The sequence below is a fragment of the Frateuria sp. sgz306004 genome, assembly GCF_057750885.1.
This window is the reverse complement of the sequence record NZ_JBYLFE010000007.1, coordinates 145,183-169,213: the sequence shown is the minus strand read 5'-3', so window position 1 is coordinate 169,213 and position 24,031 is coordinate 145,183. Positions and strand designations below refer to the sequence as shown.

At 64.9% G+C, this 24,031-nt stretch carries 17 protein-coding genes and 1 riboswitch; of the genes, 9 read left to right on the top strand and 8 right to left on the bottom strand.

Annotation, left to right across the window (positions count from 1 at the left end; genetic code table 11):
• Positions 1-96 precede the first annotated feature (96 nt).
• The 5 genes from cyoA (at position 97) to AC3G2C_RS15930 (ending at position 5,091) form a co-directional block, all read left to right on the top strand.
• A complete protein-coding gene (gene cyoA / locus AC3G2C_RS15950) occupies positions 97-1,071 on the top strand; it encodes a ubiquinol oxidase subunit II (RefSeq protein WP_488385616.1) in 975 nt (324 codons plus the stop codon).
• A gap of 54 nt (positions 1,072-1,125) precedes the next feature.
• Entirely contained in the window at positions 1,126-3,099 is a 1,974-nt protein-coding gene (gene cyoB, locus AC3G2C_RS15945; protein WP_488385743.1) for a cytochrome o ubiquinol oxidase subunit I, read from the top strand.
• Positions 3,092-3,730: a cytochrome o ubiquinol oxidase subunit III gene (gene cyoC, locus AC3G2C_RS15940; protein WP_488385615.1), complete on the top strand. Its 639-nt coding sequence runs from the start codon at positions 3,092-3,094 to the stop codon at positions 3,728-3,730. The genes cyoB and cyoC overlap by 8 nt, the downstream gene beginning before the upstream one ends.
• Positions 3,727-4,113, top strand: coding sequence for a cytochrome o ubiquinol oxidase subunit IV (gene cyoD, locus AC3G2C_RS15935; RefSeq protein ID WP_488385614.1), 387 nt, complete (start codon positions 3,727-3,729; stop codon positions 4,111-4,113). Before cyoC ends, cyoD begins: the two co-directional genes overlap by 4 nt.
• 210 nt (positions 4,114-4,323) lie before the next feature.
• The gene (locus tag AC3G2C_RS15930) at positions 4,324-5,091 is read left to right on the top strand and encodes an SURF1 family protein (RefSeq protein ID WP_488385613.1); all 768 of its coding nucleotides are present in this window, start codon (positions 4,324-4,326) and stop codon (positions 5,089-5,091) included.
• 17 nt (positions 5,092-5,108) lie between these two features.
• Here the strand turns inward: AC3G2C_RS15930 and AC3G2C_RS15925 are convergent, their stop codons facing one another.
• The 6 genes from AC3G2C_RS15925 to zwf all read right to left on the bottom strand — a co-directional run bounded on the left by AC3G2C_RS15925 (position 5,109) and on the right by zwf (position 13,907).
• Positions 5,109-5,645: a DUF2501 domain-containing protein gene (locus AC3G2C_RS15925; RefSeq protein ID WP_488385612.1), complete on the bottom strand. Its 537-nt coding sequence runs from the start codon at positions 5,643-5,645 to the stop codon at positions 5,109-5,111.
• Positions 5,646-5,739: 94 nt separating this feature from the next.
• Positions 5,740-8,700 carry a TonB-dependent receptor gene (locus tag AC3G2C_RS15920; protein ID WP_488385611.1) on the bottom strand — a complete coding sequence of 987 codons (2,961 nt, stop codon included), beginning with the start codon at positions 8,698-8,700 and terminating at the stop codon, positions 5,740-5,742.
• Positions 8,701-9,019: 319 nt separating this feature from the next.
• Entirely contained in the window at positions 9,020-9,664 is a 645-nt protein-coding gene (gene eda, locus AC3G2C_RS15915) for a bifunctional 4-hydroxy-2-oxoglutarate aldolase/2-dehydro-3-deoxy-phosphogluconate aldolase (RefSeq protein WP_488385610.1), read from the bottom strand.
• Positions 9,665-9,704: 40 nt separating this feature from the next.
• Positions 9,705-11,522 (bottom strand): phosphogluconate dehydratase, encoded by a 1,818-nt coding sequence (gene edd, locus AC3G2C_RS15910; protein ID WP_488385609.1) that lies wholly within the window; start codon positions 11,520-11,522, stop codon positions 9,705-9,707.
• Between the two features lie 70 nt (positions 11,523-11,592).
• Positions 11,593-12,306 carry a 6-phosphogluconolactonase gene (gene pgl / locus AC3G2C_RS15905; protein WP_488385608.1) on the bottom strand — a complete coding sequence of 238 codons (714 nt, stop codon included), beginning with the start codon at positions 12,304-12,306 and terminating at the stop codon, positions 11,593-11,595.
• A 134-nt stretch (positions 12,307-12,440) separates the two neighbouring features.
• Positions 12,441-13,907: a glucose-6-phosphate dehydrogenase gene (zwf, locus tag AC3G2C_RS15900; protein WP_488385607.1), complete on the bottom strand. Its 1,467-nt coding sequence runs from the start codon at positions 13,905-13,907 to the stop codon at positions 12,441-12,443.
• Positions 13,908-14,126: 219 nt separating this feature from the next.
• Between zwf and AC3G2C_RS15895 the strand changes: the two genes are divergently transcribed.
• Positions 14,127-14,879 (top strand): GntR family transcriptional regulator, encoded by a 753-nt coding sequence (locus AC3G2C_RS15895; RefSeq protein WP_488385606.1) that lies wholly within the window; start codon positions 14,127-14,129, stop codon positions 14,877-14,879.
• A 57-nt stretch (positions 14,880-14,936) separates the two neighbouring features.
• Here AC3G2C_RS15895 and AC3G2C_RS15890 read toward each other — a convergent pair whose 3' ends face one another.
• Entirely contained in the window at positions 14,937-16,091 is a 1,155-nt protein-coding gene (locus AC3G2C_RS15890) for an alpha/beta fold hydrolase (RefSeq protein ID WP_488385605.1), read from the bottom strand.
• 316 nt (positions 16,092-16,407) lie between these two features.
• On the opposite strand from AC3G2C_RS15890, the gene AC3G2C_RS15885 reads away from it, so the two are divergent.
• Positions 16,408-17,541 carry a hypothetical protein gene (locus AC3G2C_RS15885; protein ID WP_488385604.1) on the top strand — a complete coding sequence of 378 codons (1,134 nt, stop codon included), beginning with the start codon at positions 16,408-16,410 and terminating at the stop codon, positions 17,539-17,541.
• 162 nt (positions 17,542-17,703) lie between these two features.
• Here AC3G2C_RS15885 and AC3G2C_RS15880 read toward each other — a convergent pair whose 3' ends face one another.
• Positions 17,704-17,949: a hypothetical protein gene (locus AC3G2C_RS15880; protein ID WP_488385603.1), complete on the bottom strand. Its 246-nt coding sequence runs from the start codon at positions 17,947-17,949 to the stop codon at positions 17,704-17,706.
• Positions 17,950-18,106: 157 nt separating this feature from the next.
• Positions 18,107-18,337: riboswitch (cobalamin riboswitch) on the top strand.
• Positions 18,338-18,458: 121 nt separating this feature from the next.
• On the opposite strand from AC3G2C_RS15880, the gene btuB reads away from it, so the two are divergent.
• Both btuB and AC3G2C_RS15870 read left to right on the top strand, forming a co-directional pair.
• Positions 18,459-20,357, top strand: coding sequence for a TonB-dependent vitamin B12 receptor (btuB, locus tag AC3G2C_RS15875; RefSeq protein WP_488385602.1), 1,899 nt, complete (start codon positions 18,459-18,461; stop codon positions 20,355-20,357).
• 223 nt (positions 20,358-20,580) lie between these two features.
• Positions 20,581-23,736 (top strand): efflux RND transporter permease subunit, encoded by a 3,156-nt coding sequence (locus AC3G2C_RS15870; protein WP_488385601.1) that lies wholly within the window; start codon positions 20,581-20,583, stop codon positions 23,734-23,736.
• The last annotated feature ends 295 nt before the right edge of the window (positions 23,737-24,031 follow it).

Sequence of the window (24,031 nt, the reverse complement as noted above, 5' to 3'; positions counted from 1 at the left end):
ACCGCGTGATGGGAATGCTACACCTGTTCCTGTTTCGCGCCGATTGGCGTACCGTTTTCCACCAACAGAACTTCGGTCGCGCCATCGGTTATGTCCATGAAGGCTTTCCGTGCACCGCTGTTATTGGCCACCCTGCCGCTGGCCGGCTGCCAGTCCGTGTTGATGTCGCCCTCGGGTGACCTCGCCGTACAGCAGCGCAACCTGATCCTGACGTCCACGGTGTTGATGCTTCTCATCATCGTTCCAGTGATCGTGTTGACGCTGTGGTTCGCCTGGCATTTCCGCGCCTCCAACAAGAAGGCCACCTACGATCCCGACTGGGATCACTCCACCATCCTTGAACTGCTGATCTGGTCCGCGCCGCTGTTGATCATCATTGCGCTGGGCGCGATCACCTGGGTCAGCACGCACAAGCTCGATCCTTATCGACCGCTGGAGCGCCTGGACGCCCAGCGTGCGCTTCCCGCCGATGCGCGTCCACTGGTGGTGAACGTGGTGGCGCTCGACTGGAAGTGGCTCTTCATATACCCCGAGCAAGGCATTGCCACCGTGAACGAACTGGCCGCGCCGGTGGATCGCCCGATCCAGTTCAAGATCACGGCGACCACGGTGATGAACTCGTTCTTCATCCCCGCGCTGGCCGGGCAGATCTACGCCATGCCCAACATGGAAACCACGCTGCAGGCGGTGATCAACCAGCCCGGCGAATACCAGGGCTTCTCCGCCAACTACAGTGGCGAGGGCTTCTCCGGCATGCACTTCGTGTTCCATGGCGTGAGCGAAGATGGCTTTGCGCGATGGGTGGCGCAAGCCAAAGCGAACGGCAGCGACCTCAGCCGCGAGGCGTACGCCAAGCTGGCCGAGCCCAGCGAAAACGTACCCATCACCTTCTATGCCTCGGTGGCGCCGGGCCTGTACCAGGCCATCCTTACCCATTGCGTCCAGCCCGAAAGCCCCTCGTGCATGAGCCGCATGGAGATGCACGCGCCCAAGGCCGAAGGCGAGGGCGCCAGCACCCTGGGGAGCGCCGGCATGCCCGACATGCACGCCCATCCCGCTCCCTCGAACTGACTCCAGCGACTGACGGTGTCCACGATGCTTGCCCATCCCGACCTCACCAAGCTGATCTTCGGTCGCCTCACCCTGGAGTCGCTGCCACTGCACGTGCCCATCGTGCTGGGCACCTTCGCCGTGGTCGCCCTCGGCGGCCTGGTGCTGGTGGGTGCGCTCACCTACTTCAAGCTGTGGGGCTACCTGTGGCGCGAGTGGTTCACCAGCATCGACCACAAGCGCATAGGCATCATGTACATGATCCTCGGCTTTGTGATGCTGCTGCGCGGCTTCGCCGACGCGATCATGATGCGCGCGCAACAGGCGATCGCCTTCGGCGACAACATGGGCTATCTGCCGCCGGAACACTACGACCAGATATTCACCGCGCATGGCGTGATCATGATCTTCTTCGTCGCCATGCCGATGGTGACGGGGTTGATGAACTTCGTGATGCCGCTGCAGATCGGCGCGCGCGACGTGGCGTTTCCCTTTCTCAACAACTTCAGCTTCTGGATGACCGTGGCCGGCGCGCTGCTGGTGATGGCCTCGCTGTTCATCGGCGAATTCGCCCGCACCGGCTGGCTGGCGTATCCGCCGCTGTCCGATATCGCCTCCAGTCCCGATGCGGGCGTGGACTACTACATATGGGCGTTGCAGATCGCCGGCGTGGGCACCTTGTTATCAGGCATCAATCTGCTGGTGACCATCGTGAAGATGCGCGCGCCCGGCATGACCCTGATGAAGATGCCGGTGTTCACCTGGACGGCGCTGTGCACCAACGTGCTGATCGTGGCGGCCTTCCCGGTGCTCACGGCGGTGCTCGCACTGCTGGCGCTGGATCGCTACGCGGGCACCAACTTCTTCACGACGGAGCTCGGCGGCAACGCCATGATGTACGTCAACCTGATCTGGATCTGGGGACATCCGGAGGTGTACATCCTGGTGCTGCCGGTGTTCGGCATCTTCTCCGAGGTCACCGCCACTTTCAGCCGCAAGCCGCTGTTTGGTTACACCTCGATGGTGTACGCGACGGTGGTGATCACGGTGCTGTCCTACCTGGTGTGGCTGCACCACTTTTTCACCATGGGCTCGGGTGCCAGCGTCAACTCGTTCTTCGGCATCACCACCATGATCATCTCCATTCCCACCGGGGCTAAGATCTTCAACTGGCTGTTCACCATGTATCGCGGCCGCGTGGAGTTCGAAGTGCCGATGATGTGGGTGATCGCCTTTATGGTCACCTTCGTCATCGGAGGCATGACCGGTGTGCTGCTGGCCGTGCCGCCGGCGGACTTCTCGCTGCACAACAGCCTGTTCCTGATCGCGCACTTCCATAACGTGATCATCGGCGGCGTGGTGTTCGGCCTGTTCGCCGGCATCACCTACTGGTTCCCCAAGGCTTTCGGCTTCAAGCTCGATCCGTTCTGGGGCAAATGCGCGTTCTGGTTCTGGGTGGTGGGCTTCTATTTCGCCTTCATGCCGCTGTACGTGCTGGGCCTGATGGGCGTGACGCGCCGCCTCAGCCACTTCACCGACCCCTCCCTGCAGGTGTGGTTCGTGCTGGCGGCCATCGGTGCGTTCCTGATCCTGCTCGGCATCGCCAGCATGATCATCCAATTCGTAGTGAGCTTCCGCCGCCGCGAGGCGCTGCGCGACGTCACCGGCGATCCGTGGAATGGTCGCACGCTGGAATGGTCCACCTCCTCGCCGCCGCCCAAGTACAACTTCGCCTTCACCCCGCTGGTGCACGATCACGATGCCTGGTGGATGATGAAGAAGTACGGCTACCGGCGCCCGCTCGATGGCTTCATCCCCATCCACATGCCGCTCAACACCGGCGCCGGCATTATCCTGGCCGGGCTCAGTTTCATCTTTGGCTTTGCCATGATCTGGTACATGTGGCTGCTGGCGGCCGTGTCCTTTGCGGCACTTCTGATCGTGGCGATCGCACACACCTTCAACTATCACCGCGACTACTACCTGACCGCGGACGATGTGCGCCGCGTCGAGGCAACCCGAACGGAGCTGCTGGCCCGCCATGTCTGAGCTAACCACGCCCTTCCCGGCCAGCGGCGCGCCCAAGCAACCGCTGCGCTTCTACGAGACCACCGAGAGCCACGTGCCCAACGGCACGCTGCTGGGCTTCTGGGTGTACCTGATGAGCGATTGCCTCATCTTCGCCTGCCTGTTCGCCACCTACGGCGTACTGGGGCGCGAATACGCCGGCGGCCCCAGCGCAGCGGAGGTACTGGAGCTGCCGGCAGTGGCGTTGAATACGGCACTGCTGCTGTTGTCCTCCATCACCTATGGCTTTGCCGTGCTGCAGATGCAACGCAACCGGCAGAGCAGCATGATGCTGTGGCTGGGCATCACGGGTTTGCTTGGCGCGGGCTTCATCACGCTGGAGCTGCGCGAGTTCGCGCACCTCATCGCCATCGGCGCGGGGCCGCAACGCAGTGCGTTCCTTTCCTCGTTCTTCACCCTGGTGGGCACGCACGGGCTGCACGTCACCTGCGGCATCCTGTGGCTGATCGTGCTGATGGTGCAGGTGGCGAAGAAGGGGCTGATCACCGCGAACAAGCGCCGCCTGCTGTGCCTGTCGATGTTCTGGCACTTCCTCGACGTAGTGTGGGTGGGCGTCTTCAGCTTCGTCTATCTGATGGGAGTGCTGCCATGAGCGCGCATGACGACACCTCGCACGGCGGCCACCACGAACACGATCACGACGACCTGGGCATCCACGCCACGTTTGGTGGCTACATGACCGGCTTCGTGCTGTCGGTGGTGCTTACGGTGATCCCGTTCTGGCTGGTGATGAACCATGTGATCGCCAAGTCCAGCACGGCGGCGGTGGTGATCCTGGCGCTGGCGGCGGTGCAGATCGTGGTGCACATGATCTACTTCCTCCACATGAATGCGAAATCCGAGGGCGGCTGGAACATGTTGGCCCTGGTGTTTACCATCGTGCTGGTCGTCATCACGCTGAGCGGTTCCATCTGGATCATGTACCACCTCAACAACAACATGATGCCGATGCTGAACCCCGCCAACCTGCCTTAGGGATGCTCTGATTTTGATCGTCATCCCAGCGAACCCCAAAAAGGGGGCAAGAGCTGGGATCCATAGCCTGTAAATGCTTGAAGATAGAGGCACTGGATTCCTGCTCTCGCCCCCTTTTTGGGGTTCGCAGGAATGACGAGCAAAATGTCGTTTAATCAGACCATCCTTTGCGCAGGCAGCGGACCGCTACTCCCACATCGCGAGTCGTCCATGAGTTCCACCGAAGAAGCAGGTCGCCAGCCGCGCGGCCCCGTTGCCTTGAGCCTCCTTGCCCTGTTGGGCCTGGTGCTGTTTGCCGGTTTCATCGCCCTGGGCACCTGGCAGGTGTATCGCCTGGCCTGGAAGCGCGACCTGATCGCCCGCGTGGAGGCTCGCGTGCACGCGCCGCCCTCCGCGGCGCCCGGTACAGCGCAATGGCCCGAGGTGAACGCGCAGACCGCCGAGTACCGCCATGTGCGCCTGCAAGGCCATTATCTGAGCGACCGACGCACCCTGATCTGGGCCGCCACCGAGTTCGGCAGCGGCTACTGGCTGATGCTGCCCTTGCAGCTGGACGACGGCAGCATCGTGCTGGTCAATCGCGGCTTCGTGCCCACCGACTGGTGCGGCCTGAAAAACGCCTGCCCCACCGCGCCGGTGGGCGAGGTCACCGTGACCGGGCTGCTGCGCCTGAGCGAGCCGCCGGTGATGTTCCGCAGCAACAACCCGGCTCGCGACAGCTGGTACACGCGTGACGTCGGCGCCATCGCGCAGACGCGAGGGCTGGCGAACGTCGCTCCGTACTTTGTCGACGAAGATGCCGCACCCGGCACGCTCGACGCGGGTAAGCCGGCGTGGCCGCAAGGCGGGCTCACCGTGATCAACTTTCCCAACAATCACCTGAGCTACCTGATCACTTGGTACCTGCTGGCCTTGATGGTGCTGGCGGCCGGCGTGTACGTGGTGCGCGACGAGCGCCGGCTGCGCGGCCGGCGCTGAGCCGCTGGGGCAGGTCGTTACAGGAACGACTTGCCCTGCTTGAGCACGGTGTCGCACACCTTCTTGGTGAGCTTGGACTTCATGTCGCTGGAACCGCCGCCGACGCTGTTGAGATCCACGCTCTGGCCGCTGTTGCCCTGCAGGATGCCCTTGACGCCGCTGAGGTAGCCCGGGTCATTGGTGCCACCGCTACTGGCCATGCTCGCCATGCTGTCGCTGCTGGATTTCTTCTTGCTGCCGGTGAGCTGGCCCAACATATCGCTGGCGCTGGAACCCGTGCTGGCGTTGCTGGTGGAGGCACTGGAGCCGCCACCGAGCTTGCCCATCAACTGGTCCTTGATGCCCGCCGCGCCGGAATCGCCGCCGAGGTAGTTGTTCTTTACGCAGAATTCGAGCAGGCCGGCGACATTACCCATGCTGCCCGAGGTCATCGAGCCGCCGCCCGGAATCACGCTGCCCAGTTTGCCCAGATCCTGCGCGCCACCGGTGCTACAGGCGAGGCTGAGCGCGATGGCTACGCAGGTGGTCGAGATATTGCCGATGCGCTTGTTCATGTGCGTCCCTCCATGTGGTCCGCGCATTCAACACTGCGCGCCGTTAGGGCGGCGTCAGCGCCGGGGTCGCCCTCGTGGACGCCCCGGCTGATTTTTACAACTTGTAGTTGATGCCGAACATCACCGTGCGGCCCCACGTGTCGTATTCCAGCGGACGCGACACCTGCACGTTGTTGGGCAGGCCGGAGATCTGGCGCGTCTTGGCCGGCGAATTGGTGAGGTTGTTCACCTGCAACAACACCGACAGGCCGTTCCAGCGGCCCTCGCTGAACGCGTAACCGGCCTGGAAGTCGGTCTGCTTGTCAGCCAGGATGGTGGTGTAGCCGAGTTGATCGAACAGCGCCACCGCCTCGCCGGTGAACGAGGAGCGATAGCGCTCGGCAATGCGCACCGACCAGCCGTACTTCTCGTAGTAGAACGCCAGGTTCGCCACCTTGCGCGAGAGGCCAGGCAGCGTGGCCGGCGCGCCCGGAATGGACGACACCGAACTCACCGGGATATCGCTATTGGTGAGCGAGAAGTTCGCCTGCATGCCAAAGCCATCCAGCACCGGCGTGAGCAGCGCGCCTTCGAACGCACCGGACAACTCCAGGCCCTGCATCTTGCCGCCCGTGCCGTTCTCCGGCCGGGTGAACGAGCCGATGTCGCTGGTGGGCACCAGCGTCGGCGTGTTGTTGATGTAACCGGCCTTGGTAAAGTTAAAGTCCAGCACGGTCTTGTTGTAGATGTAGTTGAGCAGGTTCTTGTTGAACACCGCGACAGCTACATAGCTGGCCTTGCCGAAATACTTCTCCCACGAGATATCGGTGCCCACCGCGATGTACGGCTTGAGCTGCGGGTTGCCGCCGCTGCCCGTCCACAGCACCTGACCGGCCGCCGGACCATCGGTGACGCGCGCCACGTAGGCGCTGGAGGCGACCTTCTCGTCGTCGATACGCCCGCGCGCCATGGTCTTGGCCAGGCCAAAGCGCAGGTATTGTCCGTCGGCGATCTGCGCCACCAGGTTCAGGCTGGGCAGCACGTTGTTGTACACGGCGCCACCGGTGAGGGTGCCCACCAGCGTGTTGCCGTTGGTCTGGAACGCGGTGGACGACTGGTCGGTGTGCACGAACTGCACGCCCATGTTGCCGCGCAGCGGCACGTCGCCCAGCATGGTGTCGATGTTGAACTTGACGTAGCCGACCGGCACCTTCTCCTCGATAGAGTAGTTGCGACTCCAGTCACCCTGGCCATTTTCGGGGGTGATGTAGAACTGGTTCGCCAGCGCACTGAGCACGTTGTAGTTCACGATGCCGGGAATGCCGCCGTAGCTCAGCGAGGTAGGGCCGTAGAGAAAGCCACCGCCGATCGGCGCGCTGAAACCCGGCAAATACGGGCTATCGGGCGTGCCGCTGCCATTGCCGTTGAGCCAGGCGAAGTACACGTCGGCCTGCTTGGTTTTCTTGCGCTCCGAATAATTCATGCCCACGTCGACCGTGGAGAAGATCCAGCCCACCGGATGGCTCACCTGCAAGCGCACCGCCTTGATGGTGTCCTTCTGGCTGTCCCACTCTTCTCGGCCGTTGTAGCCGTAGTTGTCCGGGTCGGTGAACACGACATTGGCCGGGTTGGACAGATCCACCGCCGGGCGGAAATCCGGGTAGCCGTCGCCCGTGGGCGTATTGAAATCCACGCTGGTGGTGGGGCCATTGGCGAGGCCGCTGAACAAGTAGGCGTCATGCAGGCGCTTACGTGCGGTGGAATAGGAGAGATCGGCCGTGGCCTGCCAGCCGTTGCCGAAATCCAGCTGGTTGTTCCAACCGGCGGAGAACAGCTTGTCCTTTTCCTTGGTGTACTCGTTCTGCAGGATGGGTGCGATGTTGGTCATCGAACTCGAAGTGACGATGGGATAGGGAAACGCCGGCGTGAGGCCCACATTGCTATAGGTAGGCACACCGTTGGTGTTGTACGGGCTGCTCGACCACTGCACACCGTTGGTGTACTTCTTTTCGTTGAAGGTCGAGTAGTACATGTCCAGCGTGGAGTGATAGACGTCGTTCGGCGCCCACTCGATCACCGCCATCAAGCCGTTGCGCAACTGGTTCTCCGACTGCGCGCGCAACTGCATGCCTTCCTGCGAAAGCACGTTGTCGGGCAGGCCAGGCGTATGTGGGCCACCCCAGTTCTGCTCGATGCCCGCCGAGCCGTTGTCCACGCTCCACCACCAAGCCTGGTACTGCTTTTCCTGGATGGGCGAATCGAGTTGGGCGAAACCCACCGCCACGCCCAGCGTATGGTCGAAGAACTGATCGATGTAGGAGAAGCTGGCGCGATGGCCCATGTCGCCCACGTCACCGCCTGCCTTGAGGTTGCCGTTGCTGGTGGTTTCGCCACGCAAGTTGGCGGCCAGCGCGCGGCCGGGCAGATCCAGCGGCTTGATCGTGTGCAAGTCCACCGTGCCGGAAAGACCTTGGCCGATCAGGCTGGCATCGGGCGTTTTGTACACCGCCGCGCCGCTGATCAATTCGGCGGGATACTGGTCGTACTCCACGCCACGGTTCTCGCCGATGGTGGCCTGCTCGCGGCCGTTGAGCGTGGTGCCGGCAAAGTCCGGCGACAGGCCGCGAATGGAGATCTGGTTGGCGCGACCATCCACGCGCTGCGTGGCCAGGCCTGAAAGCCGCGCCAGGCTCTCGGCGATGCTCGCATCGGGCAGCTTGCCGATGTCCTCGGCCGAAATCGCCTCGATGATGTTGTCCGAGTTCTGCTTGGCCTTCACCGAGTTCTGGATGCTGCCGGCGATGCCGGTGACCACGATGGCGTCGAGATTCTTGGCGCTGTTCTCGGACTTGGTCTCGGTCTTCGCCGCCGGCTTGGCCGGCGTGGCTGCCTTGTCTTTGGTCGGCGCCTGGGCTGGCTGATCCTGGGCGGTCGTCGCGGGCGCGGACTGCGCGTGGGACGGGCTAGCAGCCATCAGGGCGAACAAGGCGGCGGTGCAGGCAACGGTCAATGGGCGCTGCTGCCAGCGCTGGACGTGCACGGTGGACACCTGCGGCAAACGGCGGCGATAACTCATGCTTCTCCCCATATTGTTTTTGGATGGCGCGCCCCCTGCGCGCCGGGCGCAGGATCATCCGTGCATAGGCCGCACATGCTTGCGCCAGCCCAAACAGGGATACGTTCCTGCGTAGGCGCGGCAGCATGATCGAGAGAAATTACCGCGTCATCGTGCAACGCAGCATCCTGCGGACGCTCCGCGCAGCCGCGACGCACCGGGGGAACCAGAGCATGGCTGCCCAGACCGCGTACGGCCTGACTCACGTCAGTCCATTCAGCTCATTAAAGAAAACCTGACTGCGATGCGGCACATGCGCGCCGCATCGCTCGCACGACTATCAACCCTTGAGCAACGCCGCTTCGCGTGCCAACTGCTCGATACCGGCCCAGTCGCCACTACGCAGCTTGTCCGCCGGCGTCAGCCAGGAGCCACCCACGCACACGACGTTGGGCAGCGCGAGAAACTCCGGTGCGCTGGCCAGGGTGATGCCGCCGGTGGGGCAGAAGGTGATCTGCGGCAAGGGGCTGGCCCATGCGCCCAGCAACTTGTGTCCGCCGGCAGGCACCGCCGGGAAGAACTTGAGATGGCGATAGCCGCGCTCAAGCAAGGTCATGGCCTCGCCCGCCGTCGCCACGCCCGGCAACAGCGCAAGCTCGCTGTCGTCGGCCACGTCGAGCAAGCCGGGCGATACACCAGGCGACACGGCAAAGCGCGCACCGGCCTTATGCGCGGCGCGCAGGTCCTTGGCGCTGAGCACGGTGCCCACGCCAACCACGGCGCCTTCCACTTCCTCGGCGATGGCCTTGATCGCATCCAGCGCGGCGGGCGTGCGCAGTGTGACTTCGATGGCGGGAATGCCGCCTGCCACCAGGGCGCGCGCCATCGGTACCGCGGCGCGGGCGTCGTCGATGATCACCACCGGCACCACCGGCGCCAGGCGCAGGGTGGCGGCGATCTGCTGTTGCTTCTGTTCGATGCTCATGGCGTTCCGTGAAATCGTGTGAGGTGAGGGCGCGACGTGTTCAGAACACGCCAGCGCCGAGATCGGCGGCGACGGCGTTCTGGCGGAACAGCACGAACAACTCGCGACCCATGCCGAACTGGTGCGCGGACAGATCGGCCGTGGCCGGCACGCGCGCGGCAAACTCGGCAGCGTCGACCAGCACATCGAGCTTTCCGTGCTCGGCATCCAGGCGCACGATGTCGCCGTCGCGGATGCGCGCGATGGCACCGTTGGCCTGCGCTTCCGGGGTCACGTGGATCGCCGCCGGCACGCGGCCGGAGGCGCCGGACATGCGTCCGTCGGTGAGCAGCGCAATGCGATGGCCGCGATCCTGCAGCACCGACAAGGTCGGCGTGAGCTTGTGCAGCTCCGGCATACCGATGGCCTGCGGGCCCTGGAAACGCACCACCGCCACGAAGTCGCGGTTGAGTTCGCCGCGTTCGAAGGCCTTGCGCACATCGTCCTGGTCGTGGAACACGATGGCAGGCGCTTCGATCACCAGGCGGTCATCCGGCACGGAAGACACCTTGATCACCGCGCGGCCCAGGTTGCCGCTGAGCATGCGCAAGCCGCCATCGGCGCGGAACGGTTCGGACGCGGCGCGCAGCACACCGCGGTTGCCGCTTTCCTTGGATACCGGTTTCCACACCAGCTGGCCATGCGCATCCAACTCCGGCACCTGCGCGTAACCGTCCATGCCCGTGCCGAACACGGTGCGCACGTCGCCATGCAGCAGGCCCTGGCTGAGCAGCTGATCGATCAGGAAGCCCATGCCGCCCGCTTCGTGGAACTGGTTCACGTCGGCATAGCCATTGGGATACACGCGCGCCAGCAGCGGCACCACCGACGACAGCGCGTCGAAATCGTCCCAGCGCAGCTCGATGCCGGCCGCGCGCGCGATCGCCACCAGATGCAGCAGGTGATTGGTGGAGCCGCCCGTCGCATGCAGGCCAATGACGCCGTTGACGATGGCGCGCTCATCGATGATGTGGCCCACCGGCAGGTGCGCCGAACCCGGCGCGCTCAGCTCGGCCACGCGGTGCACCGCCTCGCGCGTCAGCGCGTCGCGCAGTGGCGTATCCGGCGCCACGAAGCTGGAGCCGGGCAAGTGCAGGCCCATGATCTCCATCAACATCTGGTTGGAGTTGGCGGTGCCGTAGAAGGTGCAGGTGCCCGGCGCGTGATACGAGGCCGCTTCGGCCTCCAGCAGTTCGAGCTTGGTGGCCTTGCCCTCGGCATACGCCTGGCGCACCTTGGACTTCTGCTCGTTGCTGATGCCGCTGGGCATCGGGCCGCTGGGCACGAAGATGCCCGGCAGGTGCCCAAAGCTCAGCGCGCCGATCAGCAGGCCCGGCACGATCTTGTCGCAGATGCCCAGGTACATCACGCCATCGAACATGTCGTGCGAAAGCGACACGGCCGTCGCCATCGCGATGAGGTCGCGCGAGAACAGCGACAACTCCATGCCCGCACGGCCCTGCGTGATGCCGTCGCACATGGCCGGCACGCCACCCGCCATCTGCGCGGTGATGCCGGCAGCGCGCGCCACCTCGCGGATCAGCTCCGGGTAACGCTCGTACGGCTGGTGCGCCGAGAGCATGTCGTTATAGGCGTTGATGATGGCCAGGTTGGGCGTGTGGCCTTCGCGCAGACGTTCTTTGTCGGTGGTGCCGCAAGCCGCGAAGCCGTGCGCGAGGTTGCCGCAGGAAAGGCGCTCGCGATGCATGCCGTTGCCTTGCGCCCCTTCGATGCGACGCAGGTACGCCGCGCGCGATTCGCGGCTGCGTTCGCGCAGACGCTCGGTGACTTCGGCAATGACGGGGTGAAGCACGTTCATGTTGAACTCCGGATCAGTCAGGCGGTGCGCCAGTCGGCGCACCATTCAAGCAGGGCAGGCGAGCGGCGCCTTACGGGCACCAAAACACAGCCAGCGGCACGCGCGGCTGGGTGAGCACGGCGCGCACGGGGAAATCGGCCGCCGCGCCGGTGCCGGCCTGGGCGTCGGCCAGCAGCTGGCGCTTGGCGTCGCCCTCGATATGCAGGAACAGCGCACGCGTCTCCAGCAGCGCCGACAGGGTGAAGGTGATGCGCGGCTCGCCCGCGCCGGCCGCGCGCATGGGCAGCACGCGCACCGGGTTGTTGAGGTCCAGCGCCTCGGGCAGGCGATCGCCGCCGGGGAAAAACGATGCGGTGTGGCCATCGTTGCCCATGCCCAGCACCACCGCGTCGAAGGGCAACTCCAGCGCGGCCATGCGCGCACGCACCGTGGCCAGCCCGGCCTCGGGCGTGGGCGCGTCGGTGTACAGCGGCACGAAGTGCGCCGCGGATGCCGCGTGCTGCAACAGCATGCCCTTCACCATCGCTGCGTTGGAACGCTCGTGGCTTTCCGGCACCCAGCGCTCGTCGACCAGGGTGACCTGCACCTTGGACCAATCCAGTGCTTCGCGCGACAGTCGCTCGAAGAAATGGCGCGGCGTGCTGCCGCCGGACACCGCCAGCAAGGCATGGCCTCGCGCGGCGATGCCTTCACGCAGGCTCGCGGCCACGCGTTCGGCCAAGCCGGCGGCCAGCGCCTGGTTGTCGGTAAAAGTGTGGGTGGTGACGTTCACGGTGTCGGGCATGGCAAGAAACACATCAGGCGGCGCGGTAAACACACGCGTGGCGGGGAAACGGAGAGGCCACGCACTTTAGGCAGGGTGCCGCGATGTACGGGTGAAGCTTCCGTGCATCGCGGCCAAACTGGTGGGCAGCGCGCTCAGTCGCTGTCCTCGTTCCAGGTGCGACCATCGCGTTCGATCAACGCCACGGCCGCGCTCGGCCCCCAGGTACCGGAGGTGTACGGACGCGGCGCCTCACCGCTATCCGCCCAGGCGGCCAGAATCGGATCGGCCCAGCGCCATGCAGCCTCCACTTCGTCGCGGCGCATGAACAGCGTGGGGTTGCCTCGCACCACGTCGAGGATCAGTCGCTCATACGCATCGGGCTGCTGCACGCCGAAGGCCTCGGCAAAGCTCATGTCCAGCGACACATGGCGCAGGCGCAAGCCACCCGGCCCCGGATGCTTGATGGTCACCCACAGCTTGATGTTTTCGTCCGGCTGCAAGCGCAGCACCAGGCGGTTCTGCGCGAGCGGGCCGGCGGCGGCGTCGAAGATGGAATGCGGCACCGGCTTGAACACCACCACGATCTCGGACACGCGCTCGGGCAAGCGCTTGCCGGTACGCAGGTAGAACGGCACGCCGGCCCAGCGCCAGTTGGCGATTTCCGCCTTCACCGCCACGAAGGTTTCGGTGTGCGACTTGTGATCTTTGAGTTCGTCCAGGTAACCCGGCACGCTCTGGCCTTCGGCGGCACCGGCCTTGTACTGGCCACGCACGGTGAGCTGCGCCGCGTTGCTTTCATCGATGGGCTTGAGCGAGCGCAGCACCTTGAGCTTCTCGTCGCGCACCGCGTCGGGCGTGAGCGAGGAGGGCGGCTCCATCGCCACCATGCACAGCAACTGCAGGATGTGGTTCTGCACCATGTCGCGCAGTGCGCCGGCATGGTCGTAATAAGCCACGCGCTGACCCACGCCCAGCGTTTCGGCCACGGTGATCTGCACGTGATCGATGTGTTCGGCATTCCACAGCGGCTCGAACAGCACGTTGCCGAAGCGCAACGCGAGCAGGTTCTGCACCGTTTCCTTGCCGAGGTAATGATCGATGCGATAGGTCTGCGATTCGCCGAACACGCGACCCACGTCGTCGTTGATCTGGTTGGCGCTGGCCAGGTCGCGGCCGATCGGCTTCTCCAGCACCACGCGTGCCTTGCCCTGGTTGAGGCCGTGGGCACCCAGGCGATTGCAGATGTCGACGAACAGGTCCGGCGAGGTGGAGAGATAGAACACGCGCACGTGCTCGGGCTCTTCGCCCATCAGCGCGGCGAACGCATCCCAGCCCTCGTCCTTGCGGGCGTCGAGCGCGCGATAACGCAGCAGCGCAAGGAAGGCGTCCACCTTGTCTTTGCTGCCGCCGTTTTCCAGCAGCGCCTTGCGCGCATGGGCGCGGTAGCCGTCATCGTCCAGCACCTCGCGGGCGATGCCGATGACGCGGCTGGTATCGGGAATCTGGCCATCGGCGTAGCGGTGGTACAGGGCAGGCAGCAGCTTGCGTACGGCGAGGTCGCCGGTTCCGCCGAAGATCACCAGGTCGAAGGGTTCGACCGGCTGGGGAGAAGCAGTCACTTCAGTCACCTCAAGGCGATGCGGGGGACGACACGTGGCATGCATACCACGTGCGGTGCCTGTCGATCGTACCAGTGACATACCAGACAAAACCAGTTCTCTCGATCCAACTTGGCGATCGAGTCAGGCCAAGGGTTAGCCCCCAAAATTGGTACCACCGGAAATTCCCGCCAAAACGGCGCATTGCCAGAGTGGTATGGTCATTGGTATCGTGACGGCATGGAAACCGCCCTCGTCAACGAATACCGCCGGCTCAGCCGGGACCCGGCCGCCAGCCAGCCATTGGCCTACCTGCGCCTGCGCCGGGCCATACGCAACGTGGTGGAACACCGCGACATCGAGCCGGGTCAGGCCCTGCCCAGCGAGCGCGACCTGTCGCGCCTGCTGCAGCTGTCGCGCGTGACGGTACGCAAGGCCATTGCCGGCCTGGTCGAAGAGGGTCTGCTGCACCAGCGCCACGGCGCGGGCACCTTCGTGGCCGAGCGCATCATCAAGCCGATGTCGCGCCTCACCAGCTTCACCGAGGATCTGCGCGCCCGTGGCCTGAACCCCCGCTCGGAGTTTTCCGAGCGCGTGGTGGGCGAGGTGACGCCGGAGGAGTCGATGGCGCTGAACCTGTCGCCGGGCGTGCTGGTGGCGCGCCTGCACCGCGTGCGTTATGCCAAGGAAGAGCCGCTGGCGATCGAGCGCAGCGTGGTGCCGGCCAGCATCCTGCCGGACCCCACCATCGTGCACGACTCGCTGTACCAGGTATTGGAAGCGCTAGGTGCTCGCCCGCGCCGCGCCCTGCAGCGCCTGCGCGCGGTATCGCTCGGCGCGCAGCAGGCGCGCTTGCTGCACGTGCCGGTGGGCAGCGCCGGCCTCAACATCGAACGTCGCAGTTTTCTCGATGACGGCCGCGTGGTGGAGTTCACCACCTCGTGGTATCGCGGCGACATCTACGATTTCGTCGCCGAGCTGCAGACCGACTGAACGCCAATGCCCCGGCCGTTACCGACCGGGGCATTTGATTCGCCTAGCCGTGCAGGCTCAGTGGTCGCGCACCACCTCCGCCGGGGCCACGTCGCCGGCCTTCTCGGCCAGCGGGCGCACATCGGTGAGCAGGTGTTGCAGGAAGCGACCGGGCTGCTCCTGCATGATCATGTGCGCCGAATCGGCGAAGCTCACCAGACGCTTTGAGGGCGCCTGCAGGTGACCGAACCACTCCTCGGTGAGGGTGTGCGAGGTGGTGTAGTCGTGCGCGCCGACGAACACGATCACCGGGCAGTTGAAATGCGTGGTGCGGTCGAAGTCGACGTCCAGCAGCGGCTGCATCAGGTGATTGAGCGAAAACAGGCTGCCCTTGTCGATCGCCTCCAGATCCGCGCGACTGTAATCGGGCGACAGCTCCTCGCCGTCCACGTCGAACTGGTAGTCCTTGTGGCCCCAGGCCAGGCCGCCGTAGTACATCTCCCACTTGCTGCGCATGCCCAGCCGGTCGAGGGTGAGCGGGCCCGGGCCCGGATAGGGCGCCATCGCCTCCAGCTCGCGGATCGCCGTGGCGTTGCCTTCGGCCTTGGCCTGGCGGAGCGCAAAGTTGAAGCCATCCTCTTCGTTGCGGCGACCGTTCACCACCTGGCCCACGGAGATGTACGCGTAGATCCACTCGGGATGCTTCTGCGCCAGCTCGACACCCAGAACGGTTCCCCACGAGTGGCCAAGCACGAAGATCTTCTGCTTGCTGTAGCGATCGCGCAGGTACTTGACCAGTTCGCTGGCGTCATCGGTCATGCCGGCCACGGTCATGCCGGGCGCCATGGCCTCCTCGGTGTTGGCGCGATAGGTCTTGCCGGCGCCACGTTGATCCCACTGCACGACGGTGAAGTAGTCCTCCCACGGCGTCTGGAAGATGTAGCCCTCTGGCATCATCGGCGCGGCCGGACCACCGTGCAGCACCAGCAGTATCGGGTTGCGGCGATCCTTGCCGCGCACCGAGATCCACTGGTCGATACCGTTGATGTGCACCTTGATCTTCTCGTTCACACCCTGCGTGGTGTCGATCATGCGGTTGTTGTCGAGGATGCTGGTGACACGCTCGCGCGACATCATCTTGCTCGACGCGTCGGCGGCATAGGCGGCAGGCTGGGCGGCGATGCCGGCGGCGAAGGTCAGCGCGAACAGCAGGGTGGTGCGGAAGGTGTTCAAAGCCATCTCCTTGGAATCTCGATAAGCGAAGCCATGCCGACGGAGCCCCTGCACCGTCGATGTCATGACAGATATGGCAAGCAGCGTGCCAAAGCGGAAACCCCTGTTTTTCTGGCACTTTCGCCAAGACAAGCGCCAATGACCGCAGTCCGCGGACAATCTCGCGGACGTCCGGGATTGGCTGCCGCGGACACTATGGCGTGTCCGGACACCTCGTTCATCCACCTGACCGTCAGCTATCCGAAGGCAGGGCCCTTTCACTTGCACCGCATGTCAAACCACGCACACTGAGCGACCGTCGTCTCCGGATTCAGTCGTGCCTGTGTTCACCAGCCCTCGCCTCCGTTCGTTCTTGCGATCCACGCGCGCCGTGCGTGCCGCGTTTCTCGCCAGCGGCGCCATGCTGATCGGGTACGCGCACGCACTGGAGCCAGGCACGCGCGGCAGCGTGCCGGCCAACAGCGACCAGCTCGCCATCCAGGTGAACAACGACCGCATGACGCTGGCCGTGGCGAAGGTGCCGCAGGTGTATCTGTATGGCCGCATCGACGCCGATGCGCCGCATCGGCTTGAGGCGTTGATCAAAGCCGGCAAGATTCCACCCGGTTCCGATATCTACTTGAACGCCAACGGCGGCGACATGGCCAGCGGCCTGGCACTGGGTCGACTGTTTCGCGATGGCGCGCTCGCCACGCACTTGGGCGTGCCACGCCGCACGGCACGCATGCCGGCCGGGCCACGCGCCGCGCAATGTCTGGATGCCTGCGCTTATGCCTATCTCGGTGGCCTCTATCGCTGGGCGCCCACCGGTAACGATCGCCTGGGCGTGCAGGCCGGCGTCACCGATAGTGTGTCGGCCGACGACAAGGCGGCGTATCTGAAAGACATGGGTATTCGTGCCGGCGTGTTCGCCGCACCCGCCAATACGCCGACAGGCGACGTGCATTGGTTCGATGCCGACCCGATGCTCGCCAGTGGCCTGGCCAACAACGGCCGCTTGCCGACCACCGCGAGCTATCACCCGATGATCGGCGCTACCTCGCTATCGCTGAGCCAGATAGCGCGCGATGGCGAGCATCGCATCACGCTGCTCTGCCGCCCCGATGGCATGACACTCACGGCGTACTACAGCGTGGGCGCCGAGCGCTCGCGCAAGATCGCCGCACGCGTCGCGCATTCGTACTTCGAGATCGACCAGCAACCCACGCCGCAGGGCGAACGTGACGGCGTCGCCGCGGTGAATCAATCGCTGGTGTTCAGTCACCCCGTGCCCGTAGCGCAACTCAATCAGCTGCTGGCGGCGCACTCGATGGGCGCATGGCTGGCCGATCGCGGTGGTGCCGTACGCTACGGCTTTGCGCTGGACCTGGATGCGGTGCGCAGCAACCTGCGCGACTACAGCACGAGCTGCCGACAGATCGCCCAGCAAGCGCCCAACAAGGCGGGCTAAAAGCCAATTCCATGTCTCCCCGCCGCCCACGGCGCCCTGCCGTGGCGGTCGCGTGAGGCGAACCTCGTGAAACCGCATGCGCCCACCGGCACGCGGCTTCCCTCCATGGACGAGGCACGCGCACGCGCTGGCGCAAGCCACGGGGAGACATGAAACGGGGGGTTACTTGATGAAGCGCTCGCGAGGCAGCGAGTCGACATAGCGGCGCGCCGGCGTAAACAGCCGGCGCTGGGTGATGCAGAAGCCCAAGTACAGCGAGGTGAGCGCCGCGCCGCGCCACACGCCGGCCTCCGCTCCCGCACCGATCATCAGCTTGTAGATGGACGCAGCGAACAGCAGTGCGCAGGTCAGCAACAGCACGTGTCGCCATGGCAAGTCGATGAGCGGGCGAGAGTTGGCGTTCTTCATGGCGCCATTCTGGGTCGCCACCCCATAAAGAAGCGATATGCGCGAACCCGCGCCCCATATAGATCGCGTAAAGAGTTTGCCGCCTTTGAAAACGCAAATTCCTGCATATCAGGCGCCAGCGAGAGCACAGGGCATTTGCCGCGCCATCGCCGCCTCGTTAACATTTCGCCCGTTCGGGTGTCCCGCCGCGTATCTCGGCGGGATGAAACGGGAAGCCGGTGCGCTGCCATGCAGCTAGTCCGGCGCTGCCCCCGCAACGGTAAGCGCGCGAATCCAGCCGCGGTCACGATGCCACTGTGCGTATGCATGGGAAGGCGACCACGACTGCATGCCCTCACCCGGCATGCCGCACGCAAGCCCGGAGACCGGCCCGACATGTGACGAAAGACTCGCGGTGGGCGAGGTCGAGTGTCGTGTCATGGCCGTTCGCCGGGCTACGCCCTCTCCACCGTGTTGCCATCGAAACCCCACCCAGGGTTGCGCGGATGTGCGCGCCCGAAGGAACACGCATGAAGAAGACCCCGCTGGCAGCCGCGCTGCTGTGCTGCTCGCTCGCCGCCCACGCGGCCGATACCACCCAGGCGACCTCGCTGTCGTCGGTGATCGTTACCGCCACACGCACCGCCATCACCACGGACGAGGCATTGTCTTCGGTCACCGTGATCACCCGCGCCGATATCGAACGCCTGCAGCCAGCATCGGTGCGTGACTTGCTGGTGGGCCTGCCGGGCGTATCGTTCGCGCAATCGGGCGGCCTTGGCCAGCAAAGCTCGCTGTTCCTGCGCGGCACCAACTCCACCCACACGCTGGTACTGGTCGATGGCGTGCGCATCGGCACCGTGGGCGCGGGCCTGCCGGCGTACGAGCAGATCCCGGTGGACCAGATCGAGCGCATCGAGCTCGTGCGCGGCCCTCGTTCGAGCTTGTACGGCGCCGATGCGGTGGGTGGCGTGATCCAGATCTTTACCCGCCACGGCAACCCGAATGGCAGGCTGAGCCCGTCGCTGAGCCTCAGCACCGGCAACCGCAGCTACATGGACGGACACGCTGGCCTTTCCGGTGGCGATTCGCATAGCTGGTTCAACGTGGGCCTGGGTGGTCAGTACACCAGCGGCATCCCGGCCTGCCGCCTGGGCGCGGCCGAGCAGGGCGCGGGCTGCTTCGTGGACGACCCGAACAACGATCCGTTCCGCAACTGGAACGGCATGGCCAACGGCGGCTATCGCTGGGACAACGGCACTGAACTGTCAGCCACCTGGCTGCGCAGCAAGAACGTAGTCGCTTACGCCGGCAGCCCCTACGGCGGCAATCAGGCGGTGAATCAGCAGATCGTCTCCGGCGCCAAGCTCAGTTTCACGCCGCTCGATGCCTGGAAGGTCACGCTCAACGCCGGCCAGAGCCGCGACGACTCCACCAACTACTACCAGGGCACCTACACCGACCCATACGCCGGCACCACCACGTACTACCCGTACGGCAAGGTCGGCTACGCGTACTCCCGCCGCAACCAGGCCTCCTGGCAGAACGACGTGACGCTGGCGACCAACCAATTGCTGACCGTGGGTGTGGACTACCAGCAGGAACACATCAACAGCGCCACCGGCTACCTCGCCAGCGACCGCCAGGACACCGGCGTGTACGCGCAATACATGGGCACGTTCGGCCGCAACGAAGTGCAGGCCTCGGTGCGCCACGACCACAACGACCAGTTCGGTAACCACGACACCGGCAGCGTGGCTTGGGGCTACGCGTTCGACCACGGCCTGCGCCTGTCGGCCAGCTATGGCACCGCCTTCCACGCGCCGACCTTCAACGACGTGTACTACCCCTACGGCTCGGGCAATCCCAACCTCAAGCCGGAGCGCTCGGGCAGCGGCGAGCTCGGCCTGAGCCAGACGCAGGACACCTGGAACTGGGGCGTGAACGTGTACCAGACGCGCATCACCGACCTGATCCAGCTCGACCAGAACTACGTGCCGCAGAACATCAGCAAGGCGCGCATTCGTGGCGTGGAAGGCCAGTTCGGGGTGAACCTCGATGGCTGGCAAGTGCAGAGCTACCTCACCCTGATGCAGCCCAAGAACGTGCAGGGCAGCGCCAGCGGCAACCTGCTGCCGCGCCGCCCTGAGCAGACTGCGCGCGTGGACGTGGACCGCCGCTTTGACGCCTTCGGCATCGGCGCAAGCTTCTTCGCCTCCGGCAAAGCCTACGACGACCTGGCCAACACACACCGCCTGGGCGGCTACAGCACCACCGACCTGCGCGCCAGCTACGACTTTGCGCCGCAGTGGCGCGTGGAAGCGCGTCTCGCCAACGTGTTCGATCGCAACTACGCAACGGCCTACTACTTCAACCAGCCCGGCCGCAGCTGGTTCCTCACCGTACGCTACAGCCCGGCCGCACGCTGAGACCAGCTCGAAGTACCCACCGAACGGCGCGGCTACCGCGCCGTTCGCGTCTCGACGCCACGCAGACAGGCTTGCGCCAACAAGACGAAGCGCATGCCACCGACTAACGGCACATTCGCCCGTGCGCGGTTGCAGGCATAAAGGCGAACGAGGTGACCCGTCGCGGTAGCGCCTTCGTCCGTAAGGCGCGCGGGGACGCGTCATCGCCAAGGGTTGGGAACCCGTGAACCTGTTTGCGCCATTGATCCGCCGACCGATCGGCACCTCGCTGCTGGCGCTGGGGCTGGCCCTGGCCGGCCTGTGGGCCTATTTGCTGCTGGGCGTAGCCGCGCTGCCCTCGATCGAATTCCCCGGCATGGTGGTGTACGTGGAGGTGCCCGGCGCCAACGCGCAGACCATGGCCTCCACCGTGGCCGCGCCGCTGGAGCGTCACCTGGGCCGCATCGCCGGCATCAAGGAGATGCACTCGGAGAGCAACGACGGCTCCACCTCGGTGCGCATGCTGTTCAACTTCGGCAACAACACCGACAAGCTGGCGCGCGACGTGCAGGCCGCCATCAACGCCGCGATGGTGGACCTCCCCACCAACATGCCCGCGCCACCGCGTTACTACAAGTTCAACACCGCCAACATCCCAGTGCTGTTGCTGTCGCTCACCTCGCACTCGCTGCCACCGGACAAGCTGTATGACCTGGCCGACACGCTGATCAACCCGGCCATCGCCCAGATTCCCGGCGTGGCCCAGGTGCGCGTCATCGGCGGACGCCCGCGCGCCGTGCGCGTGGAGCTCAACACCCAGGCGCTGGCCGCCAAGAGCCTCACCGCCAACGATGTGGCCAATGCGCTGCGGGCCGCCAACGTGACCTCGCCGCAGGGTGCCCTGAGCGATGGCCGCACGCAGATGACGGTGACCGCCAACGACGCGCTGCATTCACCGGACGACTTTGCCAGCCTGCTCATCGCGAGCCGCAATGGCGCACCGGTGCGCCTGTCCGACGTCGCCAAGGTCACCAGCGGCCAGCAGGACGAATACCAGGCCGCGTGGTTCAACCAGGATCGTGCCGTTGCGCTGCGCATTAGCAAGCGCCCGGAAGCCAATGCCGTGGCGACCGCCGACGCGGTACGCGCCAAGCTGCCGCAGATGCGTGCCTGGCTGCCGGCCGATATCCAGATCACCCCGATCTTCGACCTCACCCAGACCACCAAGTCGGCTCTGCACGAAGTGCAGGTGGCGCTGATGCTCAGCGTGTTGATGGTGGCACTGGTGATGCTGGTGTTCCTGCGTCGCGTCGGCCCCACGTTGATCGCCATGATCAGCGTGCCGCTGTCGCTGGCCGGTGCCTTCGTGGTGATGTGGTCGCTGGGTTATACGCTCAACACGCTGTCGCTGGTGGCGCTGGTGCTGTGCATCGGCTTCGTGGTCGACGACGCCATCGTGGTGATCGAGAACATCGTGCGCCATATGGAGCAAGGCACGCCACCGCTGGAGGCGGCGATGGTGGGCGTGAAGGAGATCGGCTTTACGGTGGTGTCCATCACGCTGTCGCTGATCGCGGTATTCGCGCCGCTGCTGTTCGGCAACAACCAGTTCACGCTGTTGCTGCGCGAGTTCTCCGTCACGCTGACCTCGGCGGTGGTGATCTCGGCGGTGATCTCGCTGACCCTCACACCCGCACTGTGCGGGCGCTTTCTACGCGTGGAGCACGACAACACCCGCCAGCCGAACCGGCTCGAACAGGCATTGGAACGCTTCGACCGCAGCCTGCACGACAAGTACGAGCGCGCGCTGGACTGGGCGCTGCACCATCGCCGGCTGATGCGCTGGCAGCCCTTGATCCTACTCAGCCTCACCGTGGCGCTGTCGATGCTGGTGGTGAACTTGTTCGGCTTCAATTTCATGCCGCAGGAAGACATCGGCATGATCCAGGGCGACGTCAAAGCCGACTCCAACATCTCTCCCACGCTGATGGCCGCGCGCGCGCAGCGAGCCGCCGCCGTCATGCTGGCAGACCCTGCGGTGCGCGATGTCACCACCTTCCTTGGCAGCGACCGCGCCGGTGGCTCGGTTGGCAACCAGGCCACCATGTTCGTGGATCTCAAGCCTCGCGGGCACGGCCCGGGCGAGCGACCCGAGCCGATCAAGGACATCATCGCGCGCCTCAACAAGGCGTATGCCAAGCTGCCGGAGCTGCGCGTCTCGATCAATTCCATCGGCTTCTTCAACGACAACAACGACAGCGACCGCGGCAGCCAGAGCTTCGAACTGGTGAGCAGCAGCACGGTGGACCTGCAACCGCTGGCACTGGAAGTGGCGCGACGCATGCGCCAACACAAGGAGTTCCGCGACGTCAGCACCGACTACGACGATGTGGACAAGCAGCAACTGCTCACCGTGGACCGCGCCACCGCCGGGCGCCTCCAGGTGAGCATGGGCCAGGTGGATTCGGCGCTGTACAACGCCTTTGGCCAACGGCAGGTGTCGATCATCTACTCCGACATCAACCAATACTGGGTGGTGCTCACCTCATCCGATGCACGCTCGTTGAACCCGAGCACGCTGCTCAACACCTATGTGCGCAGCGAAGCGGGCACCATGGTGCCGCTGTCGGCCGTCGCCAAGATCAGCCCGCAGGTGACGCCATCGTTCGTGATCCACACCAACCAGTTGGAAGCATCCAAGATCTACTACAACGTCGAGCCAAACCTGACGCAGGACAAAGCCAACGCCCTGATCGCGCAGATCGTGGCCGACGCCCGACTGCCGGCCGGCGTGCAGCTGGGCTACTCCGGCAGCGCGCAGAACCTGGAGGAAACGCGCTCGAACGCCAACGTGCTGCTGATCGGCTCGATCTTGGCGATGTATATCGTGCTGGGCATTCTCTACGAAAGCCTGGGCCACCCACTGACCATTCTCTCGACCTTGCCGGCCGCCGGCGCAGGCGCCTTCCTGGCCATGCTCGCCACGGGCACGCCGATGTCGTTGATGGCGATCATCGCCATCCTCATGCTCATCGGCATCGTGAAGAAAAACGCCATCCTGATGGTGGACTTCGCCCTGGTGGCACAGCGCGAGCGCGGGCTCTCGCCACCTGACGCCATCCGCGAGGCTGCACTGGTACGTTTCCGCCCCATCACCATGACCACCCTGGTCGCCATGGGCGCGGCGCTGCCGCTGGCCATCGGCTTTGGCGTGGGCTCGGAAATGCGCCAGCCGCTAGGCGTGGCGATCGTGGGCGGCCTGCTGGTGTCGCAGCTGCTGACCTTGTTGAGCACGCCGGCGATTTACTTGTGGAACCACGACCGCAAGCTGCGCAAGGCTGCGCGTCGTGCTAAGCGCGAGGCCAAGCGCAGTCTGAAAGCGCAGACGACGGCGGGTTGAGCCGAGCGAGAGCGAACTCGATGGCAACGCCTGAGTCGCTCGCGTTTGCGGGTCGTGCTTTGGACTACAAGAAGACATTCCAAAACCGGACCGCTGCATAGTTACGCGAACTTCCGCGCACCGGTACAGTTCTGGGCCCCGCTACGTGGCACGCCGTTCGGGAAGGTCGTAGAACCGACCGCTCTTTTCATAGCCAGAGCAAAGGAATAGACACAGTGCGTAGATGGTCGCTTGGCGCATACGTGGATTCTTTGCTAACTAAGCGCTCGGCTCGGCGCTCACCGGGGCACGACCA